Genomic DNA, 19,307 nt, shown 5'->3' with positions numbered 1-19,307 from the left:
AGATATGGCATATGTTTATATTTTAGAATGTAAAGATGGGACACTTTATACAGGATGGACAACAAATATAGAGGAAAGAGTCAAAAAACACAATGAAGGAAAAGGAGCAAAATATACTCGAGGTAGAACTCCAGTGGAACTAAGATACTTAGAAATTTTAGAAACAAAGCAAGATGCCATGAGAAGAGAATATGAGATAAAAAAGTTATCTAGACAGGATAAAAAGCGCTTATTCAAAGTTGAAAAATTAGATAATAAAAGTAGAAATTAAAATGTATGAATATGCATATTAAGATATATTATAATTCGAAAGGCAAATATCATAAGTTGTATTTAAATAATAATAGAAAGTTGTATTATTTAAATACAAATAATAAAACAACCTATAAAAATAATATTGTAAGTTCTTTCATATCCTCATGATATAAATCTACTGAGGATTTTTTTTATTTAAATGACTAACTAAGATTCATATTATCCTCCTCATCAAAATATTTAATTAGCTATTTTCTATGATAAGAGAATACATAATTAAGTTAAAAAAGTAAGCGTATCTAACATAATTAATACGAAAAAATAATATGTATATTTGTAGGAGGGGGATACATGAAAAAGAAGATAAAAAAAATAATATCTATTATTTTAATTATATTTATTATTTGTTGGCCTATATATGCTTTGTTTTTTAGCATAGACAATGGTGTTGAAGATACAAAAATAGAAGATGAAGATTCAAATTGGAGAGGAGTTATAAAACTATGGGATTTTCCACGGTTAGATGTTACAACAGGAAGTAGATATGGATGGATGCAAGAGAAAATCAAAAAATTTGAAGCGGAAAATCCAGGAGTATATATAGAACTTCAACCTATAGATTGGGACAAAGGACCTATAAAGTTAGAAGTTGCATTAGAAACAGGAAATGTACCAGATATAGCTCCTATAGGTACTGATTATATATATATGAATGATAAAGTATTAGAGCCCCTTGATCAATATTTTGATGAATCAGATAAAAAAGAATTTAAATATCAAGCATTAAAGTCAGTAATGTATAATGACAAAATGTGGGGAGTACCATTTATGATGACTACTTATGGTATGTATATAAATCTCGATTTATTTAAAGAAAAACAAGTTGAACCTCCAGTAGATGGAAATTGGACATATGAAGAATTCGTAAAAAAAATGAAAAAGTTAACATATGATTCTGATAATGATGGGAAAATAGATCAATATGGTTTTCATTCATTTGTAAAACCAAATTATTATAATATATGGGGACTTATACTTAGCGATGGAGCAGAGATAATAAAAGAAGATAATGATGAATACATATTTAACGGAGAAAAAGCAGTTAGTGGACTTAATAAAGTGGTAGATTTAAAAAACAAATATAAAGTTACTCCAGAAGATTTTGGAGTTAGTAACGAAAATAAAGCATGGGATATGTTTTGCAAGGATAAAAAGGTAGCTTCTTACATAGCTGGGTCTTGGGCTGTAAAGGTTCTTGATGAACTAAATAGAAGTGGTGAGGGGTTTGAATATGATATTGTAAATTATCCTATAGGAGATAAAAAACTTCCAGTTTCTTTAAATAATAGCGTAAGTGCTTTTGGAGTATTTAAACAGAAAGATAAAGAAAAGTTAAATATGATTATTAAGTTCTTAAAATTCTTGATTGAAGATGAAACTCAAAAAGATTTAGAAAAAATGGGAGTATTTACGGTAAAAAGTACAATAGAAGATATGTATGCTAATAATGAAAAAATGAAAAAAATGGAGGATATCTTATCATATACTCAAACAGTACCAAAGCATGCTAAATGGAAAGAAGTAGATAGAATACTCCAAAATCAAATAAGACTTTCAATAATAGGAGAAAAAAGTGCAGAAGAAGCTTTAAAAGAGGCAAATAAACAAATTACTCAATTAATGAATAATTAGTAAATATCTTATCCTGAATACTTTATGTACTTATAAAGTATTGTTTATTATATTAAAAAAAGATATACTTAACTATGATATAGGGCAAATAACATAAGTATGATTATATGATAGAGTTTAAGGAAAATGTATCATATTCTAAAACTATCAGATATGAAACTAATACTTAACTCTACTTATAAGTTAACGAAATTAAATTGCTAAAAGATTATCTTAAAATATGATAATATAAAATAGTATCTCACATGTTAATAGCATTATCGTATTCTAATATAATCTAAGGTATGGATACGTGCTCAATTATGCTTGTATATTAACAATTAAAAGATTATATTTATTATAAGTGAAAATTATATAGTAGAAAAATATATCATATCTTGAAACGGTAAGAGATTGATTAACACTTAATTTTATCTATATATTGGATAAATAAATGTATTATAAATATGTCTAAAATATGATAACATAAAGCAGTATCATATATGTTAAATAAAATATATGATATTTTAATACGATGTGATATATGATAAATACTTAATTATATCTATATATTAGCCATTAAAGGATTATTTTTGATTATTATAATATATAATTATATGATAGAGATTAAACAGACTATAACATAGGAGTTGATATTGTGAAGAAGCAAGAAATATATGATTTATTTAAAAATATAATAACTAATGGAACAGTTTTAATAGATGAACCTATGAAAAATCATACATCATTTAAAATCGGTGGACCGGTAGATATATTAGTTATGCCAGGAAGCCTTGAAGAAGTTTCATCTTCTATAAAAGCTTGTAAAGAAAATGATATTGAATATATGGTTATGGGAAATGGAAGTAACTTACTAATTACAGATAAAGGGATAAGAGGAGTAATAATAAAAATAGCGGAGAATTTAAATGAAGTAAAGGTAGAGGATAACAAAATAATTGCTCAGAGTGGAGCACTTCTTTCTGTAGTATCAAAAATGGCTTTAAAACATTCATTAGGAGGATTAGAGTTCGCGAGTGGAATACCAGGATCTCTAGGAGGCGCAGTAGCCATGAATGCAGGAGCTTATGGTGGAGAAATGAAAGATGTAATATCTAAAGTAAAATGTATAGATTTGGACGGAAATATTGTAGAATTTACTAATAGTGAAATGAATTTTGGGTATAGACAGAGTATAGTACAAAAAGAAAGGTTAATAGTAGTGGAGGGAGAAATCACTCTTAAAGAAGAAGATTATGATAAAATAAATGAATATATGAAAGAATTAAATAAAAAAAGAACTACAAAACAGCCACTACATTTGCCAAGTGCAGGGAGTACGTTTAAAAGACCTGAAGGATACTTTGCAGGAAAATTAATAGAGGATTCTGGACTAAGAGGACTTAGACATGGAGATGCACAAGTATCGGATCAACATTGTGGATTTATAGTTAACTTAGGAAATGCTACTAGTAGTGATGTTATCAACTTAATAAGAACTGTACAAAAAACAGTAAAAGATAAATTTGGAGTACAATTAGAAACAGAGGTTAAAATAATAGGAGAACAATAAAAAAGTAGGTGATACAAATGAAAATATTTGGGGATTACCACACACATACTGTCTATAGTCATGGAACTGGAACTATTAGAGAGAATGTAGAAAGTGCAATATCAAAGGGACTAAGAGAAATAGCTATTTGTGATCATGGACCAGCTCATATAGGATTTGGGGTAAAAAAAGAAAACTTTAAAAAGATGAGAGAAGAAATAGATCGTTTAAATGAGGAATATAAAGATATAAAAATACTTATGGGAGTAGAGGCTAATATTATTAGCTATTCAGGTTATATAGATGTAGATGATAAAATTATGGATCTATTAGATATATTGTTAGTAGGATTTCATTTTGGTGCTATGCCTAAAACAATAAAAGATGCTTATAGAATATTTCTCTTAAATCGCATGGCTAAGTATTCAAAATCTAAAGCAGAAAAGGCTAGAAGACTAAATACAGAAGCTTTAATAAAAGCTATAAATAATTATGATATCAACTTAATTACTCATCCAGGAGCAAAGGTAGACATTAATACTAGAGAATTAGCAAGAGCTGCTGCTAAAAGAGATACAGCTTTAGAAATTAATGCAAGTCATGGATTTCTTACAGTAGACTATATAAAAGTAGCTATGGAGGAAGATGTGAAATTTATGATAAATAGTGATGCTCACAGTCCAAAAGACATTGGCAAAGTGGATAAAGGAATAGAAAGAGCTATTGAAGCAGGTCTTAGTCCTGAGAGAATAACAAATGTTATAAGATAAATAAATTAAGAAAGGGGGCAACTTTTTAATATGAAATTCATTATAATTACAGGGCTTTCAGGAGCGGGTAAAAGTCAGTCATTAAAAATATTAGAAGACAGTGGATTTTATTGTATGGGAAATTTACCACCTGCATTGTTACCTGATTTCGCTGAGCTTTATCTTCAATCTAAAGATAAGATGAGTAATGTAGCATTAGTTATTAATACAAGAAAAGGAAACTTCTTAAATGACTTGTTTAGTAGCCTAGATGCTATAGACAAGCTAGGGTTCGAGTATAAAATATTATTTTTGGAAGCTTCAGATAAGATACTCGTAAAAAGATTTAAAGAATTAAGAAGGCCCCATCCATTAAGTTTAGACGGAAGGATACTAGATGGAATAGAAAAAGAGAGAGAAGTATTAGATGAAGTTAAAAAGAAGGCAGATTATATAATAGATACTTCAAACTTTACAATAGCTATGCTTAAAGAAGAGATAACGCGTATTTTTTTAGAAGGAAAAGAAGGAAAGAATTTAACAATATCTATAGTATCTTTTGGATTCAAGAAGGGAATACCCCTTGATGCCGACCTTGTATTTGATGTGAGATTTTTACCAAATCCTTTCTACATTCCTGAATTAAGAGAGTTTACTGGTAATGATAAGGAAGTTAGAGATTATGTAATGGAATGGGAACAAACTAAAACATTTGTAAATAAGCTTACAGATATGATAGATTTTTTGATACCATTCTATATTAAAGAAGGAAAGAGTCAATTAGTAGTAGCTGTTGGATGCACAGGTGGGAAACATAGATCAGTTACAATTGCAAATGTATTATATGAACACCTAAGAGATAGTGGATATAGGGTGATTCCTAATCACAGGGATTGCATAAGTTATAAGGGGATTTAAAGGAGAAAAAATATGAGTTTTATGAAATGGATAAAGCCAGGTCTAGGTATAAAGAGATGGATTTTCTTAGGACTTATAGGTATAATAAGTTTTTCATTTGGTCTTTCAACGATATTTTATAAAACTGTTTTTAATCTAGTTCAAAACTGGATTATAATAACATGTTTAATAATAGTAGGAGTAATCTTAATAGTATTTAGTATAAAAAAATCTATTCAATCTATATTGAAAGTTGTATGTAACTATAAAGGATATAATGCACTAGATAAAGAAACTATTAATAAGCTACTTTATAAGGAAAAAATATTAAATAAAGGACCTAAAATAGTTGTTATAGGAGGCGGTACAGGATTATCTGTATTGTTAAGAGGATTAAAAGAGTACACGTCGAATATAACTGCTATAGTTACAGTAGCAGATGATGGTGGAGGTTCTGGAATTTTAAGAGAAGATTTAGGAATGCTTCCACCAGGAGATATAAGAAGTTGTCTTGTAGCGCTAGCAAATACAGAGCCAACTATGGAAAAAATTTTACAATATAGATTTAAAGAAGGAAGTCTTAAAGGACAAAGTTTTGGGAATCTTTTTATAGCTGCGATGAATGAAATATATGGTAATTTTGAAGTTGCCATAAAGGAAATAAGTAATGTTCTAGCTGTTACAGGTAGAGTTTTACCAATGACTACAGAAAGTGTAAAGTTGTACGCTAAGTTGAAGAACGGTAAAGTTATAGAGGGTGAATCTAATATACCTGTTAAAAGTAAAGAGGCCGATAGTGAAATAGATCATGTATTTATTAAACCAAGAAAATTGAGGCCTTTAGAAGAAGCACTAGATGTAATAAGAGAAGCAGACTGTGTCGTATTAGGACCAGGAAGTTTATATACGAGTGTTATACCCAATTTGTTAATAAATGATTTAGTCAAAGAAATAGAAAAGTCGCAAGCTATAAAAGTATATATAACAAATGTCATGACTCAGCCCGGAGAAACAGATAATTATGGAGTGGTTGATCATATAGATGCTATTTCTAAGCATACTAAAAAAAGTATTATAGACTATGTGATAACTAATATAGAAAGAATACCACCTTATACACTTATAAAATATCATGAAGATGGAGCAAAACCTGTGATTATAACAGATGAAGAAGAGGAAGAGCTTTTATCAAGAGGTATAGGAGTGATAAAAGATAATCTTGTAGACGTGAAAAAAAACTATATAAGACACGATGCTAAAAAGCTTAGTGAAATAATAACAAATTTGGTTCTGAATAAAAGATTCAAAATATAATGAAAAGTATAGTAAACTGAAGGATCTATTATTCCTTCAGTTTATTTTTAATCCTCAAGAGATCTATACTTATTCATTAGACCACCAAATAGTTCTGCTGATGAAGGTGGTGTATACGTGATCGCATTTGCACCAGCATCTATAGTAGCTAATATAGTATCATCTGTTGGTCCGCCTGTGGCAATTATAGGAACATCTGGATAGTTTTTTCTTATAACCTTTACGATTTCAGCTGTTCTAGGACCTCCAGATACATTAAGGATGTTTGCACCTGCTTGAAGTCTAGAGTTAATATCCGTTTTTTCAGAAGCTACAGTAACTACTATAGGAATATCTATTGTGTTAGATAATTCATTTATAACTTCATTAGATGTTGGAGAGTTTACAACTACTCCTAAAGAACCTTGAAACTCTGCATGAAGAGCTAAGTTTATAGTTCTTTTTCCAGTAGTAAGACCTCCACCTACTCCACAAAAGACAGGGAGATCTGCAGCTGTCATTAGTGCTTGAGTAATGATAAGTTGAGGCGTAAACGGATATACAGCTATAACAGCATCTGCATTTATGTTTCTAATAATTGCAACATCTGTTGAGAAAACTAAAGAACGAATAAGTTTTCCATTGACCCTAATACCGGAAGCTTTTTCTATTACTGATGGTACATAAATCATGTGTTTTCTTAAATAACTTGATACAACCGGAACTATTTTCTCGCTCATATAAACCTCCATTTAAAAATTAATATACTATTAATAAGTTAATATACTATATTAGTCAAGAATTTCGCTGAAATAAAGATAAAAATTAGACCACAATTTATTAGTATAATATTTATTTAAAATAAAAACAAGAAATTTAATATAAAATATATTATAAACTATTTTTTTAAAATAATCATGAAAGTTAACGAATATAAAGTTTGAATTTCTATTTATCATTTAATTATATATTACCCAAATAATAAAATACGTAATATATATAAGTAATAATATTTTGAAATAAGGGGTAAATTGTTTTTATACTACTTTGGAAGCTAACAGTTGCAACATTTTACCTTATATGATAACTTTAATGTATGAACTTATGTACTTTTTACTAATGTATAACTTAACTAATGGGAGTGTGGAAAAGTGAGACAAGAAATTAGTGCAGGAGGGATTGTTGTATTCGGAAATGCTATTCTTCTTTTAAAAAAATATAATGGAGATTGGGTTTTACCTAAAGGAAAAATAGAGGACAATGAAGAAATAGTAAAGGCGGCTACTAGAGAAGTATTTGAAGAAGGTGGGGTAAAAGCTAGTGTTATAAAATACTTAGGTAAAATACACTATAGTTTTAGGAATTCGAGAGAAGAAAATGAAATAGTTAATAAGACTGTACACTGGTTTCTAATGAGAGCAAGAAGTATGGTGTGTATACCTCAAAGAAAAGAAGGATTCATTGAAGCAAGATTTGTTCACATGAATAGAGCAACTCAGCTTGCTAAATATGATGACGAAAAAAAGATAATTGCAAAAGCTATAAAAGAGTTGTAGAATATATTTTGCCCTCTATAAATAGATATTTTTTCTTTGTGACATAAATAGAAAACATTTACACTTTTACTTCTGTGGCTAACGATAAAAAAGGGGTAGATGAATATGTCTTCTTTTTCATCAATTACAAAAAATGAATTATCAAGAATGCAGGTTGAAGATAAATGCTGTTTGTTAGCTGAGCTAGCTGCACTTATTCGTATGAGTGGATCAATTCAAATAAGTGGAGTTGGGAAAGTTAACATAAAAGTTTCAACAGAAAATGCTGCTATAGCAAGAAGAATCTTCACTTTGCTAAAAAATTTATACAATATACAGACTGAAGTTATGGTCAGAAAGAATAAGCAATTGAAAAAAAATAACAACTATTTGATATTAGTAGATTATTTAAATAATTCTCAACAAATATTGATAGATACAGGGATACTTAAACAAAATAACAATGATCACTATACAATTAGCTATAAAATACCTAAAGATATTGTTAAAAATAGATGTTGCAAGAGGTCATACATAAGGGGTGCTTTTTTAGGAGGAGGTTCAATAAGTAATCCAGAAAAGACCTATCATCTTGAGTTTGTTACGCATAGTCAAGATCACAGTAAAGATTTGTCTAAATTAATAAACTCATTTGGACTTAATTCTAAAATAGTTACTAGAAAAGACAATTATGTAGTTTATCTAAAGGAAGGTGAACAGATAGTTGATCTACTTAATATTATAGGAGCATATTCAGCACTATTAAGATTAGAAGATATAAGGATATTAAAAGAAGTTAGAAATAATGTTAATAGAATAGTTAATTGTGAAACCGCTAATTTGGCTAAAACTATAAATGCTTCCATAAGACAGATTGAAAACATAGAATATATAGATACGACTATAGGAATAAATAATTTACCTAGTAATTTAATAGATATAGCAAGATTAAGATTAGAACATAGAGAAGCTAGTTTAAAAGAACTAGGAATGATGTTAAACCCTCCTGTAGGAAAATCAGGAGTCAATCATAGATTAAGAAAGTTAGAACAAATAGCTGAAAAGATAAAAGAAGGGAGGAAGTAAAGTATTGGTAGAAAAGACTATTACAATAAATAATGAACTAGGACTCCATGCTAGGCCGGCGGCTTTATTCGTCCAAGCATGTGGTAAATATAAGAGTGATATATATATAGAAAAAGGTGATAATAAAGTAAATGCTAAAAGTATAATGGGCATAATGGCTCTTGGAGTGTATCAGGGTGAAGAGATAAAAATAATTGCGAGCGGATATGATGAAGAAGATGCACTAAAGGGAATTACAGAGTTTCTAGAAAATTTAAAATAGTACTTATAAAGAAAGATAGTGAGATTCACTATCTTTCTTTATTTATTAGTATATATAAGTAAAGTTATATATGACGAATATATAGATAAATTATGGGTACTAAAAGAATGTTAGTTATTTGTTTTGTATAACTTTATAATTAAATTTAAATGCGATATTAAGACTAAATAAAGACTTATTGTGTTTATAATATATTTAATGTATACTATCTTTTAATACCATTGATTGAAGAATAGAACAATTTGATTTTTAAAAACTTATATATTATGTTAATAACATAAAACTTAGAATTATTAGAGGTATAAGACGAACTTATTATAGAAAATAATAAACTGTACAAAATTAACAACTATAAATTTTCATGTATTATAGACAACCTTATTATATTTAATTGAAAAGCTTGTAGATAAAGCTAATATAACTATCTAGTTAAATTTTTAAAATAAACAGTTATTTATATTTAAGAGATAGTTAGTTATTTATTATCTAACAAGCTATTTAATATTAATTATTGGAGGTGTCTAATACATGATAAAGATTGGTATATGTGGCATAAATCAACAAAGGGTTAAAGAAACAGAATTAATAATAGATAAAATACTTTTTGAGATGAAATTAGATTGTGATTTCAAAGTAGATATCTTAACTACGCATCCAGAAGAACTAGTAGATCATGCCAAAAATAATAATCAATATGGTGTATATATACTAAATGTTCAAGATAACAAAGGACAATTAAAAGGAATAAGGAGTGCTATTAATATAAGAAAAATAGATTATCAATCTAGTATTATATTTATATCAAGTAGATCAGAACTTATATTAGAAATTTTACATAGTCATATATATCCTTTAGACTTTATTGTAAGAGGTTTAGATGATATAGAATTAAGAATGAAGAAGTCTTTGCTAAAATGTAAGGAGATATATAACAATTATATAAACAGTAATGTTCGAGATGTTTTTTACGTTAACACTAGAAATAAAAAGATAAAGGTATTATGTAATAATATTCTTTATTTTGAGTCTATTGGATATAAGCATAAAATAAAATTAAGATTAGAAAACGATGAGTATTTATTTTATGGTACATTAAAAAATTCTTTAAGTGAACTACCAGAGGAATTTGTAAGATGCCATAAGTCATTTATAGTAAATAAGAGAAAGATAAAAGAGATAGATAAGAAAAACAGAATTATAATATTTGACGATAAAAACTCATGTTTGTTTTCCAAAAATCATTATTACAAGCTTGAAGAATAAGTTGATTTAAGCTTTATGACATATTGCAAAGTTTACTAAAAAATATATTAATTAACTAATCATTAATCACTTCCATGTAATAAATATAACCAGATTAAATCTGGTAAATAAGGGCTCTATTTTTCTCTACATAAAATATTACTACACGATTTTTAATTTGATATTAAAATTCATTTTTAAAAATCTATCGTTTTAGGATATATCTCTGGACAAATAGAGCATTTTCTCTAATTTTTTTAAACTATTTCAAATCTTTATATTTTATAAATATTTCAATTCTATAATTTTTACATATTATTAATATAATTTTGCTTATTTTTATATCCTGTCTATGAGAATACTTTATCTTATTAGGTTTTTATAAAGTATTTGTAAAAAAGTTCTTTATTTTGTACACTTTAGTTTATGATAAATAAAAGAATTATTATAAACATTAATTGTTTTATGATGATTTCTATTTTAATATAGATAGCTATTTAAGGTATTACCGATTTATAGATAGATTATATTAAGTATAAGATTAGCTCGTAAAGATAAGAAAAGAATGCATTTAATGTATTCTTTTTGTTATTTTTTGCAATTTGATGCAAATATATATAGAAAGATGTTATTATTTTGAGAAATAAGGTCATATATAATAAGGATCTCTATTAAAAAGTGGAAGTGTGAAAGAATGATTAAACTATATGTTTATATTTAACGAAAATAAATAACTGTTTATTAATAAATTTGTATTGAATCATATATTAGCTTTATTTACAAGTTTTTCAATCAAGTACAATAAAACTGTAATACATTAGAATTTATAGTTGCTAAGTTTGATAATCTATTATTTTCTAAAATATTTTAAATTATAATTTATTAAATAGTAATTTAATAGAGGTATTTTGTGTGCCTTATTAAACAACATAATAAATAACATAAGATTTTTATATTAATTATTTCTAAGATAAAGAACATAATATAGTTTTTTAAATATAATTACCAATATCATATATGAGTAAGGAGTATATAAAACAATAATATATTTATTTCTATTAACCATAAATATCTCTAAGATTTTTATGGAAATTTTAATTTCTTTATAATTTTAAATTAATGATGATAATAATACCGAATATTATTCTAGATATATAACTTAATATGTATTGAAAAGCTCTTAGTAAATAAGATTTAAAAATCTTGTGAGTGATTTGTGTTTTTATTTTGTTATGCTTTAATTAATTTTTTATATTATAAAAGCATTTTATGAAAAAGTATAAGTTATTAAAACTATAATAATCAAATAAAAACATAGTATATGTTTATGAAGTATGACGACTACTGTCATAATAAAGGTTATTTAATAATATCTAGAATGATAAAAGGTGATAAAAATGGATTACAATAATATTCACAAATATTTTGATGTAAAAACATTTAATTATAAAACTAGTAATCAAAAGCTAGAATTAAGATTCATAAATGATTTGTTAAAGAAAACATGGAAATTTGATGTTAATGAAATAGAGGAGAATGAATTAAGGTATTTTATGAAAATATGCGTAAAAAATAACCTTAATATACATGGAGTATCTAAGTTAATAAAGAATTTTCTTTCTTTTAGAGAGCTAAATTTATCAAATTACGAATTAAAAAATTTTCCTAATGAACTAGAAAAGTTATATTCTCTTAAGATACTTAATTTATCTCAAAATAAAATACATGGGAAAATTCCAGAAAAAATAGAAAAATTATCGGATCTTATATTTTTAAATTTATCAGAAAATGAGCTTGTAGGAGAAATACCAGAAGAAATTAGAAGATTAAAAAAGATTAAGTTTCTATACTTATCACATAATAAGTTATCGGGACAAATATTAAAAGGATTAGATAAATTTTTAAATATAGAAGTCCTAAAGCTAAATAATAACGAATTTAAAGGAAATATGCCAATACAAGTAAGTAACCTAAGAAAACTTAAAACGCTAGACTTTTCAAATAACTATTTAACAGGAATTATTCCAAAAGAACTAGGAAACCTTCTAGATATAGAGAATTTAAGTTTAAATAATAATAGACTAAAAGGGAAAATACCAAAAGAATTAAGTGACTTAAATAACCTTAGAATATTAGATTTATCATATAATAACCTAATAGGAAATATTTCAAAAGAGTTAGGTAAACTAGAAAACATAGAAGTTTTAAGGCTAAATAATAATGGATTAACAGGAAAAATACCGAAAGAACTAGGTAATTTAAGTAATCTTAAAGTATTAGATTTATCAAATAATAATTTGACAGGAAAAATACCAAAAGAATTAGGCAAATTGGAAAAACTTAAAATATTAAACTTATCAAATAATGATTTAGTAGGAGAGATACCAAAAGAATTAGGACAATTATCTTATATTGAATACTTAAACTTAGAAAACAATAAACTAACAGGAAAGATACCAAATGAAATTATAGAACTAAACAAGGATAATAACTTGCCAATTGTATTATTATACTCAAATCAACTTATAGGATATAGAAGTGATACAGAACATATGAATTCTGTAGCTAATAACTTTATATATGATTCTCTTGATAATCCTCAAGATCAGATATTAATAAGTGTACCTGAAATAATACTAAGAATTGGAGAAGAAATACCTAAGTTGAAAGAGCTGAAGAAATACATATATTTAAGAAGTGGAAGAAAAGTTAGTACAACTTTAAACTTTGAAATGATATTACAGGACGATGAAAAAATATTTAATAATAAAAATATAGCTATCAAAACTGGTAGAGCAGGAATTATACTTATAATATTAGGAGCTAATAAAGATAATTCTAATGCGAAAGTATATATAGACTTATATGTCATAGAATAGTACATATAAGTCTATATATACTTAGCATAGCGTAATCCTAAAAGTTGTTACTATCAAACTTATCCTTAAGTTTTAAAAGTTTGACATATTCCTCTAGTGCTTTCTTACTATCGTCACTTAAGTTTTTGATGTCATTAAGTAGAGATTGTTTTATACCTGTTTTTTTACCATAACAAATAAAACTTTCATTTAATAACTGATTATCTTTGCTAAGATTTTTATGAGATAAGTTACAGGAAGTAGCCTTATATATATTTTTTATATCAGATCTTCCTAATAAATAGTCAACTGAAGTATCAAAATAATCAGCTAGCTTTTCTAAAATATCAGGCGGAGGAGTCCTCTCATCAGTTTCATAATAACCAACAGATCTATCAGTAATTCCTAATACTTTGGATAGTTCTTTTTGAGTTAACTTAGCGTCCTCTCTTAACATCCTTAATCTTTTACCAAACAAAATATCACCATCCTCATATTAAAAATTATAATACAATTATATAACAAAAAGTTCGACTTTACATAAAAGAACAAAAAGTTCTTCTATGAGGATTGAAATCTTTGTAGAATAATTTATAGTAAAAAGATTAACCAAATTTAACATAATGAAGGAAAAGAAACAGAATATGGAGAATATAGATATTGATGAAACTATTTAATATAATGATAGATGAAATTTTATTTGAGATTTTATAGAACTATAAGTTCTGAAAATTAATTAATATAAAATATATGTTACATGTTATTTACAAAATAATATAAAAATTACATATTTTGTTGAATATTAACATAAAATTATGTATTATTAAATTAGAAAAGAAATTAAATACAATAAATCTTAGGGTGAATAGAGTGAAAAAAATTGTCCCCATTGGTGTAATTATAGGTATAGCATTACAATTAATTTTATTATCTTTGTTTTTGAATAATAAATTATTTCAATTTTCAGATATAGTATTTCATTTAGTATGGCTGATTTTTTCTATGGTGGGAATTTTATTTTCTTGGAAATATTTTCGACAAAATAAAGATAAGAAATTTCCACTAATAACTTTATCCACTGTAGTTTTTGGAGAAATTATAGTATTTTAATTTCTTCTAGTTAATCTTTTATTACCATCAATAATATGCATAATGGTTGTATTTATACTACATTTTAGTAACTCTGATGAATATAGATTTGATATATTTCCAATAATATCATTTACATCAGGAGCTTTTTTAATATGCCTACTTGTATTAATGAAATATATGATTATAGTGTAAAACGAATAATCATTTAATATAGAATACTGATTACTATAAGAAAGGAGATATTGAGTTATGGGTAATAAACTTAGAAGAGCTTTCAAATACTCTTTAAATATATCTTTATTAGTTTTTATATGTTTTAGTATGTTTATTCAAATTATATGGGCTATATTTACAGGAGAGGATATACCCGTTAAAATAAGTACATATGAATTTTCTATGTTTTTAGTATTTTCTATGTCAATAATTATAGCTTCTATATTATATTTAAGACGTATAAGAATAAATAGTATATTACAAACGATTATTTTAACGATGTTTTTACTATATAGCTTTATATGTTTATTTCCATGGTTAGCTATGATTAAAGATAGCATAAAACACAATAGAATACTTTTAGAAAATATAATCAGAATCTCTGGTTTGACGGGAACTATTACAATAATGTTATTATCTTTAAAAAAAGTGTTAATATGCGTAAAACAAGTAGTTCAGAATAAAAGTATAGAAGAATAATATATTAAGATAATTTAAATTTGAATTAGTATTTAATTATTGGGTAATTTAATATAAAACTTTGATATAATTAAGATAGCGGATTTCTACTATCTTTTTTTGTTTGTATTTTAATAAAATACAAAGGATGTGAATAAAATGGAGAACTCTTTAAAAAGTAAATTTGTACACCTTCATGTCCATACTGCATATAGTCTTTTAGATGGATCAGCACGAATAAGTAAACTTATAGACAAAGTAAAAGAATTAGGTATGGATAGCATAGCTATAACAGATCATGGATGTATGTTTGGTGTAATAGATTTTTATAAAGAAGCAGTTAAGAAAGGCATAAAGCCTATTCTTGGATGTGAAGTATATGTTACTAAAGGAAATTATACAGAGAAAGATTTAAACAGAGAAAGAGGTCAATTCCACTTGGTGTTACTAGCTGAAAACCAAGAAGGATATGCAAATTTAATGAAGATAGTATCGGAAGGATATGTGAGAGGATTCTACTATAAGCCTAGAGTGGATCATTCTCTGCTAAGAAAGTATAGTAAAGGGATAATAGCATTAAGTGCTTGTTTAGGTGGAGAGGTTCAACACCATTTATTAAATGGAGAGTATAATGAAGCTAAAAAAATATCAAATATATATAATGATATATTTGGACAAGATAACTTCTATTTAGAACTACAAGATCATGGAATGAAAGAACAAAAACTAGTTAATCAACATTTAATAAAGCTAAGTCGTGAAACTAATATACCACTTGTAGCAACCAATGATATTCACTATATAAATAAAGAGGATGCAAAAGTACATGATGTACTTCTTTGTATTCAAACGGGAAGAACTGTTGAGGAAGAAAATAGAATGAAGTTTCCTACGGATGAATTCTATTTAAAATCCTATGATGAGATGAAGAGCTTATTTCCAAATATAGATGAAGCTATTGAAAATACTGTGAAAATAGCAGAGAGATGCAATGTAAAGCTAGACTTTGAAACACTACATTTACCAGAATATGAACTACCAGAAGGATATACTAATTCTCAGTATTTTAGAGAACTTTGTTATGAAGGATTAAAAAGAAGATATGAAGTTATAACTGATGAAATAAAAGAGAGACTAGAGTTTGAAATAAATACTATAGAAAATATGGGATATATTGATTATTTTTTAATAGTGTGGGATTTTATAAAATATGCAAAAGATAACGGAATAATGGTTGGACCAGGTAGAGGATCAGCAGCTGGAAGTATAGTGTCTTATGTGTTAGGAATTATAGATATAGATCCTCTTAAATATGGATTACTTTTTGAAAGATTTTTAAATCCAGAAAGAGTTAGTATGCCTGATATTGATATAGATTTTTGCTATGAAAGAAGAGAAGAAGTTATAGATTATGTAGTAAGAAAATATGGCAAAGATAGAGTAGCTCAAATCGCTACATTTGGTACAATGGCAGCGAGAGGGTCTATAAGAGATGTAGGAAGAGCTATAAACATGCCTTATGGGGAAGTAGACAGTATATCAAAGCAAATACCTATTGAACTTGGAATGACTATAGAAAAAGCCTTAGAGATGAATAAAGCGTTAAAAGATATATATGATTCAGATGAAAAAGTAAGAGAACTTATAGATCTAGCAAAAGCTGTAGAAGGATTACCTAGACATACATCTACACATGCTGCTGGTGTTGTAATATCAAAGAAACCTGTAACTGAATATGTTCCACTGTCAAGGAATAATGATTGTATAACTACACAGTTTACAATGACAGAACTTGAAGAACTTGGGCTATTAAAAATGGACTTTTTAGGTCTTAGAACTCTCACCGTTATAAGAGATGCTATAAGACTTGTAGAAGAAAATTATGATATAAAAGTAGATTTCTCAAACTCAAACTATGACGATCCTAATGTGTATAAGATGTTTAGTAAAGGAGATACATTGGGAATATTCCAATTTGAAAGTGCTGGAATGAGACAAGTATTAAAAGAGTTAAAACCAACAGGATTTGAAAATATAGTTGCTGCGAATTCTCTTTATAGACCTGGGCCTATGAGTCAAATACCTAGGTATATAGAAAACAAAAACAATCCATCTGCTATAAAATATATACATGAAAAGTTAGAACCTATACTAAATGTAACTTATGGATGTATGGTGTATCAAGAACAAGTTATGCAAATAGTTAGAGACATAGGTGGATTCTCTATGGGTCGTTCTGACTTGGTTAGAAGAGCAATGGGTAAAAAGAAAATGGATGTAATGGAACAAGAAAGACAACATTTTATATATGGTAAGACAAATGAAAAAGGTGAAATGGAAATACCGGGTGCAATGAAAAATGGAGTAGATGAAAAAGTTGCAAATAAAATTTATGACGAGATGATAGATTTTGCAAAGTATGCATTTAATAAGTCTCATTCAGCTGCATATGCAGTCGTAGCTTATCAAACTGCTTGGCTTAAATGCTATTATCCAGTTGAATTTATGGCAGCACTTATAACTAGCGTTATGGGGAATACAAATTCTGTTTCGCTATATATACAGGAATGTAAGAGACTTGGAATAGAAGTTCTACCACCAGATATAAATGAGAGTAATCGTAAATTTACAGTTTCAAATGGAAAAATAAGATTTGGACTTGCTGCTGTAAAGAATGTAGGAAATTCAGCTATAGATGCTATAGTTAAAGAAAGAGAAGAAAACGGAAAATATAAAAGCTTTATGGATTTTTGTAAGAGAATTGAATCAAATGCTCTTAATAAAAGAATGGTAGAAAGTTTAATAAAATCAGGAGCATTTGATTCATTAAAGTATAAAAGAGCTCAGTTACTTGCAGTCTATGAAAAAGTAATAGATGGAGTTAACCAAGATAGAAAAAGAAATGTACAAGGCCAGTTTTCACTATTTGATAGTATGAATATGTCTGATAATACTAGCTTTAATTTAGATAGTCTTCCAGATGTAAAAGAATTTCCAGAGAAAACTATCTTGGCTATGGAGAAAGAAATGACAGGCATATATATAACAGGTCATCCATTATCTTCATATGAAAAAGAGCTAAGAGAAGTATCTAGTACAACAACTATAGAAATAAATGAAGCAAATGAAAGTGAAGAAGTAAATCATCATGATTTAAAGTTAAAAGATGGTAGTCGTATAATTATAGGGGGAATAATTAGTAAAAAGCAAAATAAAATAACTAAGAACAACAATATGATGTGCTTTATTACACTAGAAGACTTGTATGGATCTATTGAAGTGATAGTATTTCCTCAAACATATGAAAAGTATAATAAGTATCTAGTAGAAGATAGTATAGTTGTAATAAGTGGAAGATTAAGTATAAGTGAGGAAGAAGGCTCAAGGACTATAATATCTGAAAGTATAAAACCTATGGTAAAAGGAGAAAAGAAAAAACTATATATAAAAATATCTAAAAATGAGCCTACAGAATTATTAGACAGAATAAAAAAGGTACTAACCCAATATAGAGGATCTGTACCTGTATATGTATATATAGAAAAAAATAAAAGTACAATAGTAGCAGAAAGAGATTATTGGATAGATGTAAAAAATGAAGAATTATTTAAATCTCTTGAAAATATTTTAACTAAGGATTGTATTAAGGTATGTTAATACAATCCTATAGCTACAGCAGAAGTAATAACACAAAGTATATCATCTAAAAATGTATTTACTTTATCTTCTTTTAATAAACTTTTTATATCGCTTGATTTTTCTTTTTGAAGAAAACTAAAGTTTATAACTGCTTCAGGGCCAAATATATTGACTACGCTAAGTGCTAGGGACTTATCTAAAGAGAATAAAGAATCATTAGAAATGGAGTCTTGTATTAGCTCTGGCAGTATATTACTTTCACAATAAATGTCTAAGGTTACTCCTAAAGATATCAAATCTTGAATTTCTTTTACCGATAGAACTTTAAGTATATCATCATTATACCTATAAGGAACATATTCTTCTTTCTTTAATATAGAAACTAGTAAATTAATATTATCTAATGTTATTCCCCTGCTTTTAAGCAAATCAATTATAAAGTCTAACATTTAAATCACCTCCATAAAAGTAGTTATAGGAAGACTTTGGTACTATATGTTATAA

17 protein-coding genes are annotated in these 19,307 nt (G+C 26.8%); 14 read left to right on the top strand and 3 right to left on the bottom strand.

The features are described 5' to 3' along the window. The first annotated feature begins 4 nt into the window (after nt 1-4). The 6 genes from CLPU_RS05865 to CLPU_RS05840 all read left to right on the top strand — a co-directional run bounded on the left by CLPU_RS05865 (nt 5) and on the right by CLPU_RS05840 (nt 6,438). Nucleotides 5-271, top strand: a complete 267-nt coding sequence (locus CLPU_RS05865) for a GIY-YIG nuclease family protein (protein WP_050354720.1) — start codon at nt 5-7, stop codon at nt 269-271. Nucleotides 272-606: 335 nt separating this feature from the next. Then, complete coding sequence (locus tag CLPU_RS05860) at nt 607-1,947, top strand: ABC transporter substrate-binding protein (protein ID WP_050354719.1); 1,341 nt, start codon at nt 607-609, stop codon at nt 1,945-1,947. A gap of 637 nt (nt 1,948-2,584) precedes the next feature. Further along, nucleotides 2,585-3,499 carry a UDP-N-acetylmuramate dehydrogenase gene (gene murB, locus CLPU_RS05855; RefSeq protein ID WP_050354718.1) on the top strand — a complete coding sequence of 305 codons (915 nt, stop codon included), beginning with the start codon at nt 2,585-2,587 and terminating at the stop codon, nt 3,497-3,499. 17 nt (nt 3,500-3,516) lie between these two features. Further along, nucleotides 3,517-4,248 carry a PHP domain-containing protein gene (locus tag CLPU_RS05850; protein ID WP_050354717.1) on the top strand — a complete coding sequence of 244 codons (732 nt, stop codon included), beginning with the start codon at nt 3,517-3,519 and terminating at the stop codon, nt 4,246-4,248. A gap of 30 nt (nt 4,249-4,278) precedes the next feature. Then, nucleotides 4,279-5,145, top strand: a complete 867-nt coding sequence (gene rapZ / locus CLPU_RS05845; RefSeq protein WP_050354716.1) for an RNase adapter RapZ — start codon at nt 4,279-4,281, stop codon at nt 5,143-5,145. Between the two features lie 12 nt (nt 5,146-5,157). Further along, nucleotides 5,158-6,438, top strand: coding sequence for a gluconeogenesis factor YvcK family protein (locus tag CLPU_RS05840; RefSeq protein WP_050354715.1), 1,281 nt, complete (start codon nt 5,158-5,160; stop codon nt 6,436-6,438). Between the two features lie 47 nt (nt 6,439-6,485). Here CLPU_RS05840 and CLPU_RS05835 read toward each other — a convergent pair whose 3' ends face one another. After that, a complete protein-coding gene (locus CLPU_RS05835; RefSeq protein ID WP_050354714.1) occupies nt 6,486-7,157 on the bottom strand; it encodes a beta/alpha barrel domain-containing protein in 672 nt (223 codons plus the stop codon). 411 nt (nt 7,158-7,568) lie between these two features. On the opposite strand from CLPU_RS05835, the gene CLPU_RS05830 reads away from it, so the two are divergent. The 5 genes from CLPU_RS05830 (at nt 7,569) to CLPU_RS05810 (ending at nt 13,421) form a co-directional block, all read left to right on the top strand. Next, nucleotides 7,569-7,973 carry an NUDIX hydrolase gene (locus tag CLPU_RS05830; protein WP_050354713.1) on the top strand — a complete coding sequence of 135 codons (405 nt, stop codon included), beginning with the start codon at nt 7,569-7,571 and terminating at the stop codon, nt 7,971-7,973. Nucleotides 7,974-8,078: 105 nt separating this feature from the next. Then, on the top strand, nt 8,079-9,038 hold the full coding sequence (gene whiA, locus CLPU_RS05825) for a DNA-binding protein WhiA (protein WP_050354712.1): 960 nt from the start codon (nt 8,079-8,081) through the stop codon (nt 9,036-9,038). Between the two features lie 4 nt (nt 9,039-9,042). Continuing rightward, nucleotides 9,043-9,300, top strand: a complete 258-nt coding sequence (locus tag CLPU_RS05820) for an HPr family phosphocarrier protein (protein WP_050354711.1) — start codon at nt 9,043-9,045, stop codon at nt 9,298-9,300. 528 nt (nt 9,301-9,828) lie between these two features. Further along, nucleotides 9,829-10,563 (top strand): response regulator transcription factor, encoded by a 735-nt coding sequence (locus CLPU_RS05815; RefSeq protein ID WP_050354710.1) that lies wholly within the window; start codon nt 9,829-9,831, stop codon nt 10,561-10,563. Between the two features lie 1,376 nt (nt 10,564-11,939). Then, nucleotides 11,940-13,421 (top strand): leucine-rich repeat domain-containing protein, encoded by a 1,482-nt coding sequence (locus CLPU_RS05810; RefSeq protein ID WP_050354709.1) that lies wholly within the window; start codon nt 11,940-11,942, stop codon nt 13,419-13,421. A gap of 37 nt (nt 13,422-13,458) precedes the next feature. On the opposite strand, the gene CLPU_RS05805 is transcribed toward CLPU_RS05810, so the two are convergent. Continuing rightward, the gene (locus CLPU_RS05805) at nt 13,459-13,878 is read right to left on the bottom strand and encodes a helix-turn-helix domain-containing protein (protein WP_050354708.1); all 420 of its coding nucleotides are present in this window, start codon (nt 13,876-13,878) and stop codon (nt 13,459-13,461) included. Nucleotides 13,879-14,270: 392 nt separating this feature from the next. Here CLPU_RS05805 and CLPU_RS05800 point away from each other — a divergent pair, with 392 nt between their 5' ends. The 3 genes from CLPU_RS05800 to CLPU_RS05790 all read left to right on the top strand — a co-directional run bounded on the left by CLPU_RS05800 (nt 14,271) and on the right by CLPU_RS05790 (nt 18,821). Further along, complete coding sequence (locus CLPU_RS05800) at nt 14,271-14,510, top strand: hypothetical protein (protein ID WP_050354707.1); 240 nt, start codon at nt 14,271-14,273, stop codon at nt 14,508-14,510. Nucleotides 14,511-14,741: 231 nt separating this feature from the next. Continuing rightward, nucleotides 14,742-15,185 carry a hypothetical protein gene (locus CLPU_RS05795; protein WP_050354706.1) on the top strand — a complete coding sequence of 148 codons (444 nt, stop codon included), beginning with the start codon at nt 14,742-14,744 and terminating at the stop codon, nt 15,183-15,185. Between the two features lie 138 nt (nt 15,186-15,323). Continuing rightward, nucleotides 15,324-18,821: a DNA polymerase III subunit alpha gene (locus tag CLPU_RS05790; protein ID WP_050354705.1), complete on the top strand. Its 3,498-nt coding sequence runs from the start codon at nt 15,324-15,326 to the stop codon at nt 18,819-18,821. Here CLPU_RS05790 and CLPU_RS05785 read toward each other — a convergent pair. Continuing rightward, the gene (locus tag CLPU_RS05785) at nt 18,818-19,252 is read right to left on the bottom strand and encodes a hypothetical protein (RefSeq protein WP_050354704.1); all 435 of its coding nucleotides are present in this window, start codon (nt 19,250-19,252) and stop codon (nt 18,818-18,820) included. The two genes, CLPU_RS05790 and CLPU_RS05785, sit on opposite strands and share 4 nt — an antisense overlap. Between the last annotated feature and the right edge of the window lie 55 nt (nt 19,253-19,307).

The sequence above is a fragment of the Gottschalkia purinilytica genome, assembly GCF_001190785.1.
Classification (GTDB): Bacteria; Bacillota; Clostridia; order Tissierellales; family Gottschalkiaceae; genus Gottschalkia_A; species Gottschalkia_A purinilytica.
The sequence above is the reverse complement of the archived record's forward strand: the minus strand, read 5'-3'. Positions and strand labels throughout refer to the sequence as shown.